The 14,901-nt window shown below is 47.9% G+C and carries 11 protein-coding genes; all 11 read right to left on the reverse strand.

Annotated elements, in window-relative coordinates:
• Nucleotides 1-1,341 (reverse strand): nicotinate phosphoribosyltransferase, encoded by a 1,341-nt coding sequence (locus tag SPSPH_RS18995; protein ID WP_075757999.1) that lies wholly within the window; start codon nt 1,339-1,341, stop codon nt 1-3.
• Nucleotides 1,342-1,366: 25 nt separating this feature from the next.
• Nucleotides 1,367-2,170 (reverse strand): NAD(+)/NADH kinase, encoded by an 804-nt coding sequence (locus tag SPSPH_RS19000; RefSeq protein ID WP_181382944.1) that lies wholly within the window; start codon nt 2,168-2,170, stop codon nt 1,367-1,369.
• A 37-nt stretch (nt 2,171-2,207) separates the two neighbouring features.
• Complete coding sequence (locus SPSPH_RS19005) at nt 2,208-3,119, reverse strand: NUDIX hydrolase (RefSeq protein WP_075758001.1); 912 nt, start codon at nt 3,117-3,119, stop codon at nt 2,208-2,210.
• Nucleotides 3,120-3,254: 135 nt separating this feature from the next.
• Nucleotides 3,255-4,079, reverse strand: coding sequence for an ammonia-dependent NAD(+) synthetase (nadE, locus tag SPSPH_RS19010; RefSeq protein WP_075758002.1), 825 nt, complete (start codon nt 4,077-4,079; stop codon nt 3,255-3,257).
• A 22-nt stretch (nt 4,080-4,101) separates the two neighbouring features.
• Complete coding sequence (gene nadD, locus SPSPH_RS19015; RefSeq protein ID WP_075758003.1) at nt 4,102-4,698, reverse strand: nicotinate (nicotinamide) nucleotide adenylyltransferase; 597 nt, start codon at nt 4,696-4,698, stop codon at nt 4,102-4,104.
• Between the two features lie 228 nt (nt 4,699-4,926).
• Nucleotides 4,927-6,315 (reverse strand): group II intron reverse transcriptase/maturase, encoded by a 1,389-nt coding sequence (gene ltrA / locus SPSPH_RS19020; RefSeq protein ID WP_075752891.1) that lies wholly within the window; start codon nt 6,313-6,315, stop codon nt 4,927-4,929.
• Nucleotides 6,316-6,896: 581 nt separating this feature from the next.
• Nucleotides 6,897-7,676, reverse strand: a complete 780-nt coding sequence (locus SPSPH_RS19025; protein WP_075758004.1) for an ABC transporter ATP-binding protein — start codon at nt 7,674-7,676, stop codon at nt 6,897-6,899.
• Nucleotides 7,677-7,685: 9 nt separating this feature from the next.
• Complete coding sequence (locus tag SPSPH_RS19030; RefSeq protein ID WP_075758005.1) at nt 7,686-8,771, reverse strand: FecCD family ABC transporter permease; 1,086 nt, start codon at nt 8,769-8,771, stop codon at nt 7,686-7,688.
• A 196-nt stretch (nt 8,772-8,967) separates the two neighbouring features.
• Nucleotides 8,968-11,181 carry a TonB-dependent siderophore receptor gene (locus SPSPH_RS19035; protein WP_075758006.1) on the reverse strand — a complete coding sequence of 738 codons (2,214 nt, stop codon included), beginning with the start codon at nt 11,179-11,181 and terminating at the stop codon, nt 8,968-8,970.
• Between the two features lie 90 nt (nt 11,182-11,271).
• Nucleotides 11,272-13,017, reverse strand: a complete 1,746-nt coding sequence (locus SPSPH_RS19040) for an ABC transporter ATP-binding protein (protein WP_075758007.1) — start codon at nt 13,015-13,017, stop codon at nt 11,272-11,274.
• A gap of 18 nt (nt 13,018-13,035) precedes the next feature.
• On the reverse strand, nt 13,036-14,826 hold the full coding sequence (locus tag SPSPH_RS19045; RefSeq protein ID WP_075758008.1) for an ABC transporter ATP-binding protein: 1,791 nt from the start codon (nt 14,824-14,826) through the stop codon (nt 13,036-13,038).
• Nucleotides 14,827-14,901 lie beyond the last annotated feature (75 nt).

The following is a 14,901-nucleotide window of genomic DNA, read 5'->3' on the forward strand; positions in this document are numbered from 1 at the left end:
TTATCGGATAAGTTCCAATTCCGGGTTAGTGCACGCACAACGGCCAATTTTAGCTAGATTGTGCCAATCGTTACCAACCTTAATTCTTACGATGTCGGCCGTAAAATCATTGTTAGTTTCAGGCGAATTTTCAATTAAACTGGACCCTACACCATAGAAGTCTACAGGTACATCTTGCTCCTCAAACTCTCTGATTTTCTTTACGTTGAAACCCCCGGTAACGAAAATTTTAACATCTTTACAGTATTCTTTAGCAAGCTCAAGATACCCTGCCGGAACATTCCATTCCAGATAAGCGTTATCGAGTCCTTCTCTGATGTTCCAGACCAATTTAGGAGATACCCCCATATCAAGCAATTTATTTCCTGTCGGAACAATCGACTTGTCTCTCATGTTTGCGGAGGTATCTGGACGCACTCCGAATAATTTATATTGCCGGGCTTCTTCCAGGTTCCCCTTTTGGTATAGTTCCAGGTATTTATCCCACAACCTTTTCATTACTTTTTTAGCTTCACCAACACAGTCATTATGAAAGTCTATTAACGCAATGCGGTTTATCGCAGGATTTAAGAGCCTGGAAAATTGATACATCGCCTCTACGGTATCTCCGCAAAAGCATGCAATAGTAGAGTGTGAAATAGTTCCGACGCCACTACCCGACCAATAAGCTGCACCACTATCAGTAGATACAAAAGCACCATTTTTCTTGCCGTATTTTTTATTATAAGCATCAATCCCCAGCGAATAAGCATAACCATGCAGCGCCTGGATTTTATATGGAGTGAACCGGGCCGGGAAAAACAAGACTTCTTTGTTACGCGCGGCTACTAAAGTATTAAATACATTGGTGGCAATTCTTGTAGGTTCAGCTATAGCTCCCAGCATAACGGTTTCTAATTTTGCGAAGTAGCGATGGTTTCCCCGCACTTTAATCACAGGAACTACCTGCTTTGGATCTCCGTCATAGGTCACAAATGTACCATCTTGTACTGCTTCAACCTCAAGTTCATTATATGTATTTACAAATTGGCCATTTTCGGCATAATATCCGGCACATTGTTTCAGGATTGCCAGTGCTTCATCAACCCCGGCAACAACACTAAATGGGCGGCGGCGAGTAAAAAATTGCATTTCAACCTCAATGTTTCCAGTACAAATTACCGAACAATCTATGTCTTTGAGGTCACTTTCTCCCTGGAAATGATATTTTTCAGCAGCCAGTTTCTCGAGTAGTTCTACGTTGTTACAAAAATATTTATCAGAATACCAACCCTGGCGGATACGTTCCGCATCAATCAGAAATAATTCTTCAGGTAGTCGTTTGTTATTGAATATGCTCATAATAACGCCCTCCAATTCTTTATCCTTATTCCCATTTCATTTTTCGCGAAAGAAGTTGATAGAAGGTTTCATTGCTGAGCCGAATCAAATTAGTCACAGTAGACGCTTTATTAATGATAATACAATCATCATTTTCCAGTTCAATATCCACTTGCCCATCTGCCGAAAGAAGAAGTCCCTTATGATATGATTTGACTGCGATTTTAATTTCTTTGCTGTCACAAGCTATCATCGATCTTACGTTAAGTAAGTGAGAACAGATAGGAGTAATTACGTTGATTCCAAGATCAGGCGGAATAATTGCACCTCCGGCTGATATGGAGTAGCCGGTGCTGCCGGTAGCTGTGCTTATGATGATTCCGTCTGCCGGAAAGGTCCCTACATAATCCCCGCCGATATGGGTTCTGAGTCTTACCAGTTTAGCTATAGCTCCTTTGACAACTATATCGTTAAGAGCAGTACAGTACGCAACATTTCTCTTGCGTCGATATACCTGTGCCTCTAAGCGTTTACGTTTATCGATGGTAAATTGATTATTTAGAATCAAAGTAATCGCCTCAATTACCTTGGGAAGGTTATATTCCATTCCGGTTAAGAAACCTAAGTGTCCGATATTAATCCCGAATATAGGAATTTCCCCTACATATCTGGCTGAACCTAATACTGTGCCATCTCCCCCTAAAGAAAGGACTATATCTAATTCGGGAAGGGGATTATTGAAATTCAGTAGTTCAGCGCTGCTTCCCTGGTTCTCGATATGTCTTATGATAGTCTCAATAGCAGAGGTTTTGAGTCCTTTAGAGCTATTGAGCACAATGCCGACCTTCAATAAAATACACCTCGCCTTCTTTTGAACAAATTGCGATTTACTGGTCTTCTACCCAATCAGGATTGAACCGAAATAATCTGGCTGGCTTATAAGGCTTACCGGATTCCCATTCATCTGTCTCGATTACCATCTTTTTCTGTTTCTCCATTTTATCCCGGAAATTTCTGCTGTAGATAACTTTCCCGGTGATTACTTCATACAACTTCTTTAGCTCAGTTAAGGTGAACATTTCCGGCATTAAAGAAAAAGCAATGTCAGTATATTCTACTTTGTTCTTTAGCCGCTCAAGAGCATAAAAGATAATTGTGGCGTGGTCGAAGGCAAGCCCTGAAGGATTATCCACATATTCAAGGTCAATTTTAGAAGTTCTTCCTTCCAGCTTCTTAGTAACAATTACAGTATCTTTTATTTCGTTCTCGCCATTTACCAGGGAAAGTTCATATGTTGTTTTGCGGATATAACCTGCGTTTATTTGAGTTTTTACTTCTTCAAGAAGTGTGATTTTTACATCAAACCAACAGGCATCTTCAGCATCGTCTCCGGCTTTTATGTTTAGTTTAGAACTATCTACAAGTGCCATATAGGAAGTGCTGATAACTCTGCGGCGAAGGTCGCGGTAAACCTTGCCCCAAGTGTACAGCTGTTCCATATAAACATCAGAAATATTAGTTTCTTCCCGCAACTCCCGGATTGCCGCTGCATCAAGGTCTTCATAATAATTAACAAAGCCACCCGGCAAGGCCCATTTCCCTTTATAAGGATCGGTTATATCAACAACAAGAGGGTCGCCCTTACGTTTAATAAGCAGAACCCGTAAAACTTTATCCGGAACAGACCGGGCTTTAGTTTCAACATCTACAGCTGTCAAGATTATCATATCTACGGTCGCAGACGGTTTTTTATATTTGCTGTCATCATACTCTTTAAGAAATTCTTTTGATTCGTTCATTATTAACCTCCTGTATTTCTAAAAAGTAGACTTAGCTTCAGGTGGGGTTTTAACCCCATCTGAAGGTTAGTCGCCCTTATCCAGGGACTTAGTCGCTCTTACTCCCACCTGGAGAGGCGGGAGTCTTAGAGCGAGTTAGTCATCGGATAAAGTATAGTTATCGTAGATTGTTATCGGTGGTTTTGCCTTGTGGTCGCCCTTCAAATAAAAGGCATAAATCTTATCAAATACTTCATCGCAAACTTCTTTTCCGGTTAGAAAGTCCTCGATTTCCTGGTAAGTAAACCCAAGCTCATCCTCGTCAGGTCTACAAGGGGTATTGTCCAAAAGGTCCGGGGAAGGAGTTTTTTTATAAAACCTGTCAGGAGAATCCAGATTTTTAAGCAATTCTGCACCTTGGAATTTAGTTAATCCGAATAGCGGCAGGATGTCAGCGGCTCCATCTCCGAATTTAGTGAAAAAACGGGTACAGTTTTCAGATGCGTGATCAGTTCCCAGTACCGCAAGACTCTTCATTCCAGCTACCGCATATTGAGCTACCATGCGAATCCGGGCTTTTACATTACCTTTATGATAATCTGTAAGGATTTCACCTGTAGCTCGTTCATATTCGTGGCAAAAAGCATCGACAACAGGCTTGATATCAAAGTTGAACACATTGTCCGGTTTAATAAAATCAATAGCGAGTTCAACGTCTTCTGCATCTTTTTGCTCTCCATAAGGAAGCTTCATAGCGATAAATTTTTTTCCCTCCACGCTTACAGCTGTTTGAGCCAGTTTGCCGGCCAGCGTCGAGTCTTGCCCGCCAGATAACCCGAGAACAAATCCTTTAAGCCCGGTTTTCTGCAAAAAAGACCGTAAAAACTTGACTCGCTCACCAATTTCCCGGCCTGGGTTAATCTCCGGGAGAGATTTTGTTTCCTCAATGATTTTTTGTTGAATGTCTTTGTTGTAACCCATTATAATCTTTCCTTTCCGCTTTTTAGTAAACATTATTGTTTCTGATATACCAGTACACAGCTTCGGGAAGCAAATACCGGGGGTCTGCACCGCTTTTAAATTCTGCTCTTATGTAACTGGAACTAATTTCGTTTACTATTCCTTTATAAATTAGGCTAAAGTTCCTATGATACTTGCGGAGCATGGGGGATTTGGCGATTATCTCACCCATAGGAATGTTTTGACGTTCAATCACGATAAACTTAGTAGACTGAATAAATTTTTCTCCATAAGTCCAATTAGGTAACTCTGCTAAAAGATCGGCGCCCATTAGAAAAAACAGTTCATCGCCCGGATACTTTTCGCGAAAATGTTCCATAGTGAAATAGCTATATTGTTTGCCGGCAACAGCCTTCATTTCGTAAGCATCAATCTCGAATATGTTGCTGTCAGCCGCAGCTAATCTGAGCATTTCCATCCGATGGCGATCTGCTACCTCGATATTCTTATCTGATCGTTTGGATGAGGAAGGAAGCAAAATAACCTTATCTAATTCTTCTCTTTGGGCGATCGTGTTTGCTGACCAAAGATGCCCATTCGTTGGAGGATTGAATGAAGAACCATAAATTCCTATTCTCATTAGACTCACCTTACTTATTAGTATTATACTACTAAGTGCTTTTATACTTAGCAGTATAATACCAATAAGTACATATTGCAAGCATTATTTTAAAATTATTGATGCCCCTAAAATACAAAATGTGAACGGATCGCGGAACCGTTCGAAACTCAATCGAGTAAGAGGCTACGCATTAGTTGAGTAGCCGACTTCTCACACCACCGTACGTACGGATCCGTATACGGCGGTTCAATAGCTTAAGTGCAATACCTCGTATCTTTTGGCTATATCATCATAGCCGATGGATGCGAGGTATTCGTTCGTTAATGACCTGCATAAAATCCAGCTACCTGCAATACGCCAATATCCTAGTCGGGAATAAGACCATTCTCTAGCCTTCTGCTTTGGTATACCGTGGAGCATGAGGTTCTTAAATTTTGCGGAGGGTTTCTTCCACTGTTTCCAAAAGATTTGCCTTATTCTTCGGCGTATCCATTCGTTAAGAGATTTTATCTTGGAACTCATTTCAGCTATTGCATAATAGCCTAACCATCCGGTTGTATATTTCCTGATATTGTTTAGAATTGCCGGGATAGGCTTGGCTTGCTTTCTGCTTGTTAATTGCCTGATTTTGTTCTTGAATTTCTCCATCGACTTGGCATGTGGCCGTATACCCATTCTTTTCCCTGTCTTAAATAGGGAAAAACCTAGGAATTTAAGTTTTAATGGGCTCCCCGCCTTGCTCTTTTCCTGGTTTACCTTAAGTTTTAATTTGTTCTCAAGATATTTCGTGCTGCTGGTCATTACCCGCTCGGCCGCTCTTTGACTTTTGACGTAAATATTGCAGTCGTCCGCATACCTTACAAACTTATGACCTCTGCTTTCCAGCATTCGGTCGAAAGCCGTAAGGTATATGTTGCTGAGAAGTGGTGAAAGGTTGCCTCCTTGTGGCGTTCCCTCCGTTGTCGGACTGACTAAGCCGTTTGCCATAACGCCGCTCTTTAAGAACTTACGTATCAGCTTGATGACGTGCTCATCCTTAATTACTTCTCTTATCCTATCTATGAGAATGTCATGATTGACTGTATCAAAATATTTAGCGAGGTCTATGTCTACGACTCTGATATAACCCTGCTTATAATATTCTTCGGCCTTCTTCATGGCTTGATGGGCGCTGCGCCCCGGTCGGAAACCGTAGCTGTTTTCGGAGAAATGGGGCTCAAACATGGGTTGCATTACCTGTACTACGGCTTGTTGTACCATACGGTCTATGACCGTTGGTACTCCAAGGTTTCTCTTTCCCCCGTCTGGCTTTGGTATTTCTACTCGTCTGACCGGTTTGGGGTTGTACCATCCGGCACGAATACTTGCCAACAGTTCCTCTTTATGGTCCTTTAGATAGGGCAGCATTTCTTCTACTGCCATTCCGTCAACTCCCGGAGCGCCGCCGTTTCGCTTTACTCGTAGGTAGGCTGCATTGAGGTTGTCCCTGTGTAATATGGCTTCGAGCAAACGACTTGCACCGTCTTTCTCTGCGGTTTCAGGCGTAACAATGCTCCGCGCTCCGCTATTACTCTCTGTTTCCAACATACCCTCACACCGGTAGCCGACTTTCGTCGTTTTCTGCTCTCTTTGCATTGCTTCACCGTCCTCTCGTTCAAAGACTACTATTGTTCGGTCCTTCCCGGAAAAAAAATCCGGTACTATGACCTCTGCTGACTTCTTGCAATTTAGCCATACATCACTGCATGGGTTCTCCGGGTGTCATGGGGTTGCCTATGTCTTTCGGAGCCTTGCGAGACCTCCCCCGTTAAGAGCGATAACCTTCCCCTCATATATCTGCTACATTTACACCACAGGGTTCGGGCAGTATTGGACTTTGTTTTAGTTAGCAAACTCGTCCTCCCTGCATATGCCTTATATGTAGTTTCTATTCGTCAGACCAAGGGTTTGCATTAGGCTTACTTCAGATTCCGCCTCACGGCGGACACCCTTGCCCTCTGCTAACAGTTCCTACTGCCAAGCCTGTAGTGGACTTTCACCACCAAGTTATCACCCATTCGAGGCAAACTAAACAAAACCAGCCCGGAGAATTCTCCGGGCTGGTTTAATGCGTAGGACAAAGTAACAGTCCTCCTGTAGTATGTGCAGCATAACTGCTCCCTTGATAATCTTCTTCTGTGTTAACCTGTCTTTGTCTTTGGGTTTATGTGTTATGACTAAATATGCTGACCGGGTTCCGGATAATAGGTAATCGTTAGGTAGCCGTTGTCGGGATTTTCCCGAATGTCGCAGCCTATTTCGTACACTGTGCGCACTAATTCCGGGGTAAGGATTTTGTTAGGCGGGCCACTTACCACAATTTCTCCGTCTTTTAAAACATAGAGCTTGGTACAATACATGGCTGCCAGGCTAAGGTCATGCAACGCAGCCAATACACCAATTCCCAGAGATTTGACCGTGGCGAGCAGCTGCAGTTGGTACTTAATATCCAAATGATTGGTGGGCTCATCCAGCACTAATATCTGCGGCTGCTGGGCCAGCGCCCGGGCCAGAATGATCCGCTGCTTTTCACCGCCGGACAGCGAAGCAAAACTCCGGTCAGCATACGGTTCCATCCCGACCTTCCGGACTGCTGCCAGAGCGATTTCGTAGTCAGTAAACGTATCTGCTGCCAGCATCTTTTTATGCGGGGTGCGTCCCATCATCACCATGTCCATAACAGTAAAATCAAATTCGAGATGATTGAACTGTCCGACCACGCCCACTTTTTTGGCCGAATCGGCAAACTTGATATTTCTTAAATCCTGCCCATCCAGAAGAATAGTGCCGCTGGCAGGCGTAAGGACACGGTAGACGGTACGAAGCAGGGTGGACTTGCCACTGCCGTTCGGCCCGATAATGCCGACGAAGTCACCTGTTTGGACATCCAGGGAGATATCCCGGATAATATGCTGTTTACCGAGTTCTACATTGATATTTTTCAGTGCCAGCTCCATTTTGTCCTCCTATTTGCTGCTAAAGCCCAAGGTGTTTTTAAACAAGATGTACATGAAAACAGGCGCGCCAAGAAGTGCGGTAATGATGCCGATGGGCAGTTCACCGGATTCCAGGCTGATCCGGGTCAGCACGTCCGCCCAGGTTACAAACAGCGCCCCCGCCAGAATGGTAAAGGGCAGCAGACGCCGGTGGTCGGTCCCTACCAGGCCCCGTACAATGTGGGGAATAATCAGCCCGACAAAACCAATCACACCGCAGGCTGAAACAATCAGGCCTGTAATCAGGGCGGTGGCCAGCATATAATTCCGGTGGACGCGGGGCAAATTGACGCCTAAAGTGATTGCGGCTTCCTCGCCTAACAGCAGGGTATTCAAAATGCGTGACTGGCACAGAAACAAGCCGCCGCAAAGTATGACCCCAAGGGCAGGCAAAAGCAAATTGCTCCATTTGGCCGCAGCCAAAGAACCCATGGTCCAAAAAGCAACCGTACGGATGCCTTCGGCATTGCCAGCCGTATAGATAATAAAATTGGTAAAGGCGCTGAACAAAGCATTGGCAATCGTGCCGGCCAGGATCATTTTGACCGTAGACATCTGCCCGCCAATGCCGGACAGAGCCATCACCAGCAGGCAAGCTCCCAAAGCTCCGCAAAAAGCCCAGAAGGCTGTTCCCAGGCCGGCGAATATGCCACCGGCGCCAATCAGGACCGCAAAAGTAGCGCCCAGGGAGGCGCCGGCAGAAATGCCCAGAATATATGGATCAGCCAACGGATTTTGCACGGCAGCCTGCATAATGGTGCCGCACATGGCCAGCCCGGCGCCGGTAATAACAGCCATAAGCACGCGGGGAAAACGGATCTCCCAGATGATATCCATATGGGCCCGGGACAATTCGCCACTGTCTGCCTGCAACATTTTATATAAGAGGATCTGCAAAGCTTCCGCGGGGGGAATCCTCACCGTACCATAACAAACCGCCAGCACTATGGATACGAGAACTGCCGCACTCAGGCCTGCCGTCCAGAGGAAAAAAGTCCGTTTTTTTTGAATGAGGACATCCATTTGAAAAGTCTGCCGAGGTTTTAAGCGTATCACTGCTGTACAGTCTCCCATTCCTTTTTTCACATAGGTATATTCTGAAAAATAACAAGCGGTAAAGGCAGAAACTAATTCTTCCCTCCATTACCGCCGCTGGTGCATATGAATAAATCATTTAATGATAATAAAAATCATTATCATTAATATTATAGAACGGTCCCTACCGCCGGTCAAGAGGATGATTCTCTGTCTTTTACCATTGATATTTCAAAGTTGCCAGCACTGTACGGCCATTGCCGTAAAAAGTATTATACTCGCCAAGGCAGCTGGCCACATATTGTTTATCGAAAAGATTGCTTACGTTTATGGCCATGCTGACGCCGGCCAGCCTGGGATTCTTCTTACCAAAATCATATTGAACACCGGCGTCAACCAACGTATAACCGGGAACCCGGGATGATACCGTCTGCCCCTGATATGCAGTGGTATTGCTCGCCGTACCATAGCTTGGACCAATGTACCGGATACCGGCACCAACACTCAGTCCGTCCAGCCGGCCGGCGGGCAGCGTATAGTTGGCCCATAGTGAGGCCTGATTCTGCGGTACAAAGGGCAGCCTTTTCCCGATATTACTGGTGCCGGCAGCATTGGGATTAGCCTTTGTTACTTCTGATTCCATATAGGCGTACGATGCAGTCAGGCTGAGATTGTTCGAAAGGCTGGTCTTGACTTCGAGTTCTACACCCCGTACCCGGGCTTCCCCTTCCTGCACACTAAAGCTGGTCTGAACGGTATCTGGGGTGAGCACGTTCTGTTGCTTCAGATTGAAACCGGACAACGTTACCATACTCTTAGAGCCTTGCGGCTGATACTTTACTCCCACCTCGTATTGCTGGCCGGTTGTCGGCACAAAGGCATTGCCCAGGCGGTCCGCGCCGCTGGTCGGCTCAAAGGAGGTCGAGTAGCTGACATAGGGAGCCAGGCCATTGTCATTAAGATAGGTAAGCCCGATCCGCTTGGAAAAGGCATCATCTTTTCGTCTGGCGGGGCTGGTATTGGTAACGGCATCAGTATCAACCCAGTCCTGGCGGCCGCCCAGTGTCAGCACCCAGCGTCCCGCTTTAAGCTGATCCTGAAGATAGAGGCCGAACTGCTCCCGGATTTGGGTGGTGCTGATCACTGTCGGCGGATCAGCAGCCCCCTGCCCGTAAACCGGAGCATAGACATCTAAAGCAGAAGCAGTACCGGCAGCGTAGCCAAATTTGGCATCATACCAGGCACGGCGGTAGTCGGCTCCCAGCAACAGGGTATGGCGGACGCGCCCGGTATTAAAAATTGCCTGCGCTTGGTTATCGATAGCAAAAATATCACCCTGCTCCCGCATTTGCCAGGTGGCGCGGTTTAGCAGACGGTCTGAACCGGGAACAAAACCGGTTGCATAGACCATACGCCCATCGAAGTCAACTTTATTATAGCGAAGATTTTGGCGCAGCGTCCAAGTATCGTCCAGCTTATGCTCAAGCTCGTAACCGAGCGAGAACTGCTCCCGCTCAATGCTGTCATAGCCGGATTCCCCCAGCAGTCTGTTGCGCGGAATGCTGCCATGCGGATTGGGCATTAATGTACCATACATCGGCATCGCCTGATAGGTTGCCCCGGCACTATCTTTCAGGTATTGTGCGAGTACGGTCAAACTCGTGTCGTCGTCAAACCGCCAGGTAAAACCCGGAGCAAGAAAAGTGCGCTTATTATCCGTAAAATCGGTCTGGGTGCTGCTGTCCCTCACCAGGCCGGTCAGCCGGAAAAGCCGGGTCTTGTCTGCGTCGACCGGTCCGCTGAAGTCAAAGGCTCCTTGCAGGCGGTCAAAACTGCCTGTCTGCAGCTGAATTTCCCGGATAGATTCCGTGGTCGGCTTCTTGCTGATCATATTGAACAGACCGCCGGGAACATTTTGCCCGTACAATACGGAGGCAGGCCCCTTAAGGACTTCGGCGCGCTCTATGCCGTAAGCTTCAATAAGCGGGGTTGTATACCCCTGGGCAAAACCATTATATAAATTCAGACCGTCAAGATAGTTTGGCGCACGAAAGCCTCGGACGTACATCGCTTGTACGCGCGTGTCGGTGCCATAGACTTCACTGGCCACACCGCCGGTATAACGCAATGCCTGCTGCAGATCGTACACCCCCTGGTCATCCATCTCCTGGCGGGTTACCACATTGACAATTTGCGGCGTCTCGGTCAGCGGCGCGCCGGTCTTGCTGCCGGTTCTACTTGTACCGGCGGCGGCCACATAATCATGCTTCGCTTTTGCCCTGGCAGCCGTAACCACTACCGTATCCAGAGAAAACTGCGGGTTTTCCTCTGCCGCATACGAGCTGCCCGGCATGGGAAACAGCAACGTACTGCTCACCAGGGCATAGAGCATGGCTTTTTTGTTCTTTGCTAATTTTTTTCCTTGTAACATGATCCCTTCCCCTCCTGTTTGCAACTAAGTTCAGCGGCAATCCGATAATGAATGTCATTATCATTGTTGATGGAAAATAAAAAAGCCTGCTTATCCATTGCTAATCTGCCACCTGCCGGACTGTTCCTGCAAGTCCCACAAACGACGGTACAAAGCCTGATTATTCATAAGCTGCTCATGAGAACCCTGTTCCACTACCTGGCCGTTAGCCAACACAATAATATTGGCGGCATTTTTAATGGTTTTCAGCCGATGGGCAATGACCACCACCGTCTTGCTGCTGACCAGAGCATTAATCGCCTGTTGCAGCTGCCGCTCATTTTCGGCATCCAAAGCCGCTGTCGCTTCATCCAGCAATATAATGGGCGCATTTTTTAAAAAAGCGCGGGCCAGCGAAATTCTCTGTTTTTCTCCGCCTGATAACGTGCTGCCCCCTTCTCCCACCAAAGTGTCATAGCCCTGCGGCAATGCGGTTATGAAGTCATGACATTGAGCCAGTCGCGCCGCTTGTTCAATTTCTTCCCTGGCAGCGTCCTCTTTGCCGATTTTAATATTGTTGTAAATGGTATCATGAAACAAATACACGTCCTGAAACACGATGGAAATATTCTTTAATAACTGCTCCGGCTCAATCTCTCTGATATTGGTACCGCCAAGCCTGATCTGGCCGTTCTGCACCTCCCAAAATCTCGCAATCAGGCGCAGGATTGTGCTTTTGCCGGAGCCGGACGGGCCTACAATCGCGGTAACGGCTTTAGCCGGTAGGGAAAAGGTAAGATTGCTAAACACAGCCTCCGGCCCGTAGCCAAATCCGACACGCTCAAACTCAATAGCATAGCCGCCTTGACCGGCCGCGCCGGCTCCGGACAATACTGGCGCGGTGCGGATAGCCGAAATTCTGCGCGCCGCCATCGCCGCAAAAGTAAGCTCGTTAAAGCTAACCAGTGTGGCAGTAAGCGGTTCGAAAATCTGTGCGCCAATAACCAGAAATGCGACCAGAACCGTTACATCAAGGCTGCCGCCCTGCAGCAGATACACCCCTGCCAGAATCATGACAGTAAGTCCGCTGCGTAAAACGCCTGTCGCCAACAGCATAAAAGGAGCAAGGCCTGCCTCGATTTTTATGCTTTTGTGCATCAGGTTTTCCCAGGCGTTTTTCAGCCGCCCAAAGCTGGCCCCGCCGCTATTGCAGGCCTTGATTACCTTCATGCCTGCAAGATATTCCTGCAGCCTGCCGGCACAATCAATTTTCGCCGCGTTAAGTTCGCCGCCCCATACCTGCTGCAGCTTCAGGCTCAGGTACATAAGCAGCAGCGCCGCCGGCAAGGTAACAAACATGGCAATAGCCATCCTGACATCGACAAACGCCAGCAAAAGCGGTGTAAGCACCGGTAGCAGCAAACCGGCCATAAACCGCGAGAACACATGAGACAGAGTATGTTCCAGCAGGGTATAGTCATTGAGCATGGTGGCGGCCAGCTCCCCAGGCTCCCTGGCATGAAAAAAGCCTAACGGCAGCTTGCGCAAATGCTCCGCCAGCTCAATCCTGCCCTGAGCGGCCAGGCTGTAAGCACTGGTGTAGGTGTGGCGGAAACTCAGAACCGCGAATAGTGTGGCCAGTGCCGCCGAGGCCAGGATGCCCAGGCAGTACATAGTTAAATTAGTAAAATTAATGATTTCACCCGGGGCTTGCAGCGGTTTTATCAGCTCCAGAATAATCAGGAGGGCGAAAAAAGAAAACCAGCCTTTAATAAAAGTATCCAGCGTCGTATAAAGCACCGGCTTTATGAGGGCGCTTGGCTTTCCCCCGGAAAGATCATAAAGCAAATTACGCAAGACAGGACCACCTTTCTGTTAGGCCAGTACCCATTGGTCGGCATCAAGGTATGCCCGCCACAGGCGGCTGTATACTCCTTGCCTGGCCAGCAGTTCTCCATGCTTCCCCTGCTCAACAATCCGGCCTTGGTCCAACACGCAGATCTGGTCGGCATGCTGGACGGTATGAAGCCGGTGAGCAATGATAATGACGGTTTTTCCCTGTAAAAGCTCGGTCAGCGCCTTTTGAATCTTCACCTCATTTTCCGGATCGGCAAATGAGGTGGCTTCGTCCAGCACAATAACCGGGGCATCGCGCAAAATGGCCCGGGCAATGGCGATTCTTTGCATTTCACCGCCGGACAAAGCCAGCCCGCCGCCACCGATTTTAGTGTCATACCCTTGCGGCAGCCTGGCAATGAATTCATGACACTGGGCCGCCTGCGCCGCCGCCCTGACCTGCGCCGCTCCTGCCCCGGGCTTGCCGATCCTGATATTTTCAAAAACTGTATCGTCAAATAAAAACACATCCTGAAAAACAAAGGAAACGGTATTCATCAAATCCTCGGTCAACATATCCTTAATGTTGACACCGCCTATTTCAACAGCGCCGGCCGTCACATCCCAGAAGCGGGGCAGCAAATGGGCAACTGTGCTTTTTCCCGATCCCGAAGGCCCCACCAACGCAGTCACCGTCCCCTGCCTGGCGGTAAAATCAATATGCTTCAGGGCCATTGTCGCGGCAGCCGCACCTTGATTATAGGAAAAGCTGACATTGCGGAAGGCAACATCGCAGCCCCGGCATGATTGCGAAACGGCCGGCTGGGATATGGGCTCCGCCTGTAGCAGCTCATCGATATTTTTTACCCCGACGGCAATCATTTTCACCCCGGCGCCTAAAAAAGCCAGTTTTGTAACCGGGGCGCTGACGCCGGGCGCCAGAATCAGAAAAAACAGGAGCGTAAAAGCAAAGGCCGTATGATCGGCAGTACCTTTCAGCAGGAATATTCCTGCCGGAGCAAGGAATACCAGAATGCCGGAAAGCAAAGTATGATAAAGGATATTGTGGGTTTTATAGGTTTGCGTAATAGCCAGCGCCAGATTTCTATAGCCGGTAATCCGCGCATGCAAGATGCCGAAGGATTTGACTGTCTGCCCAAAGGCTTTTATTACCGGCATGCCCCGGACATATTCGACTGCGGCGGCATTCATCGCCGCCAGACCGGCCTGTTTCTGCTGCATCAGCTTCCCGGTGTCCGGATTGGTAAAGACGCGCCACTGAAGAACAAACGCCACCAGGATGGGCACCAGGCTGACAAGCCCCAGGCGCCAGTCCAATACGAGCATGTAGGCAAAAATAATCGCCAGGCTGACCAGGGTACCGATTAAGTCGGGCAGCTGATGGGCAATAAACCCTTCAAGCTGTTCGACATTGTACTCAATGGTTTTCTTTATGGCTCCGCTGGGATGATCGGCAAAAAACCCCAGGGGCAGCCGGGCCAGATGTCCGGCCAATTTTATTTTCAGATCATATAAAACCTTAAATGCCGCCCGGTGGCACAGCACAGAACCGGCATACATAGCCGCCAGTCCCGCACCTGCCGCCCCTAGAGCCAGCCAGGCATACTTGAATATGTAACCGAAATCGGCCCGGGAGAGATCACCGGCCTTGCTGACAATCTCCACAAGAATGCTATATACACAATAATAGGGTACAAACAATAGTAACGTGGCACAGGCGGAGACCATGCCGGCCGCCGCCAGCGGCCAAGGCGTCGCCCCGCTTATTTCCCAAAGCCTGGCCAAGCCGGTTTTTGCTTTTTTCGTCATGCACTGCCTCCTTTTGAAAATCCCCGCATTTTCCGGCCAGATCACGTTGCGCCGGTTGGCCCGGCCTATATAGAC

This window comes from Sporomusa sphaeroides DSM 2875 (genome assembly GCF_001941975.2).
GTDB classification, from domain to species: Bacteria; Bacillota; Negativicutes; order Sporomusales; family Sporomusaceae; genus Sporomusa; species Sporomusa sphaeroides.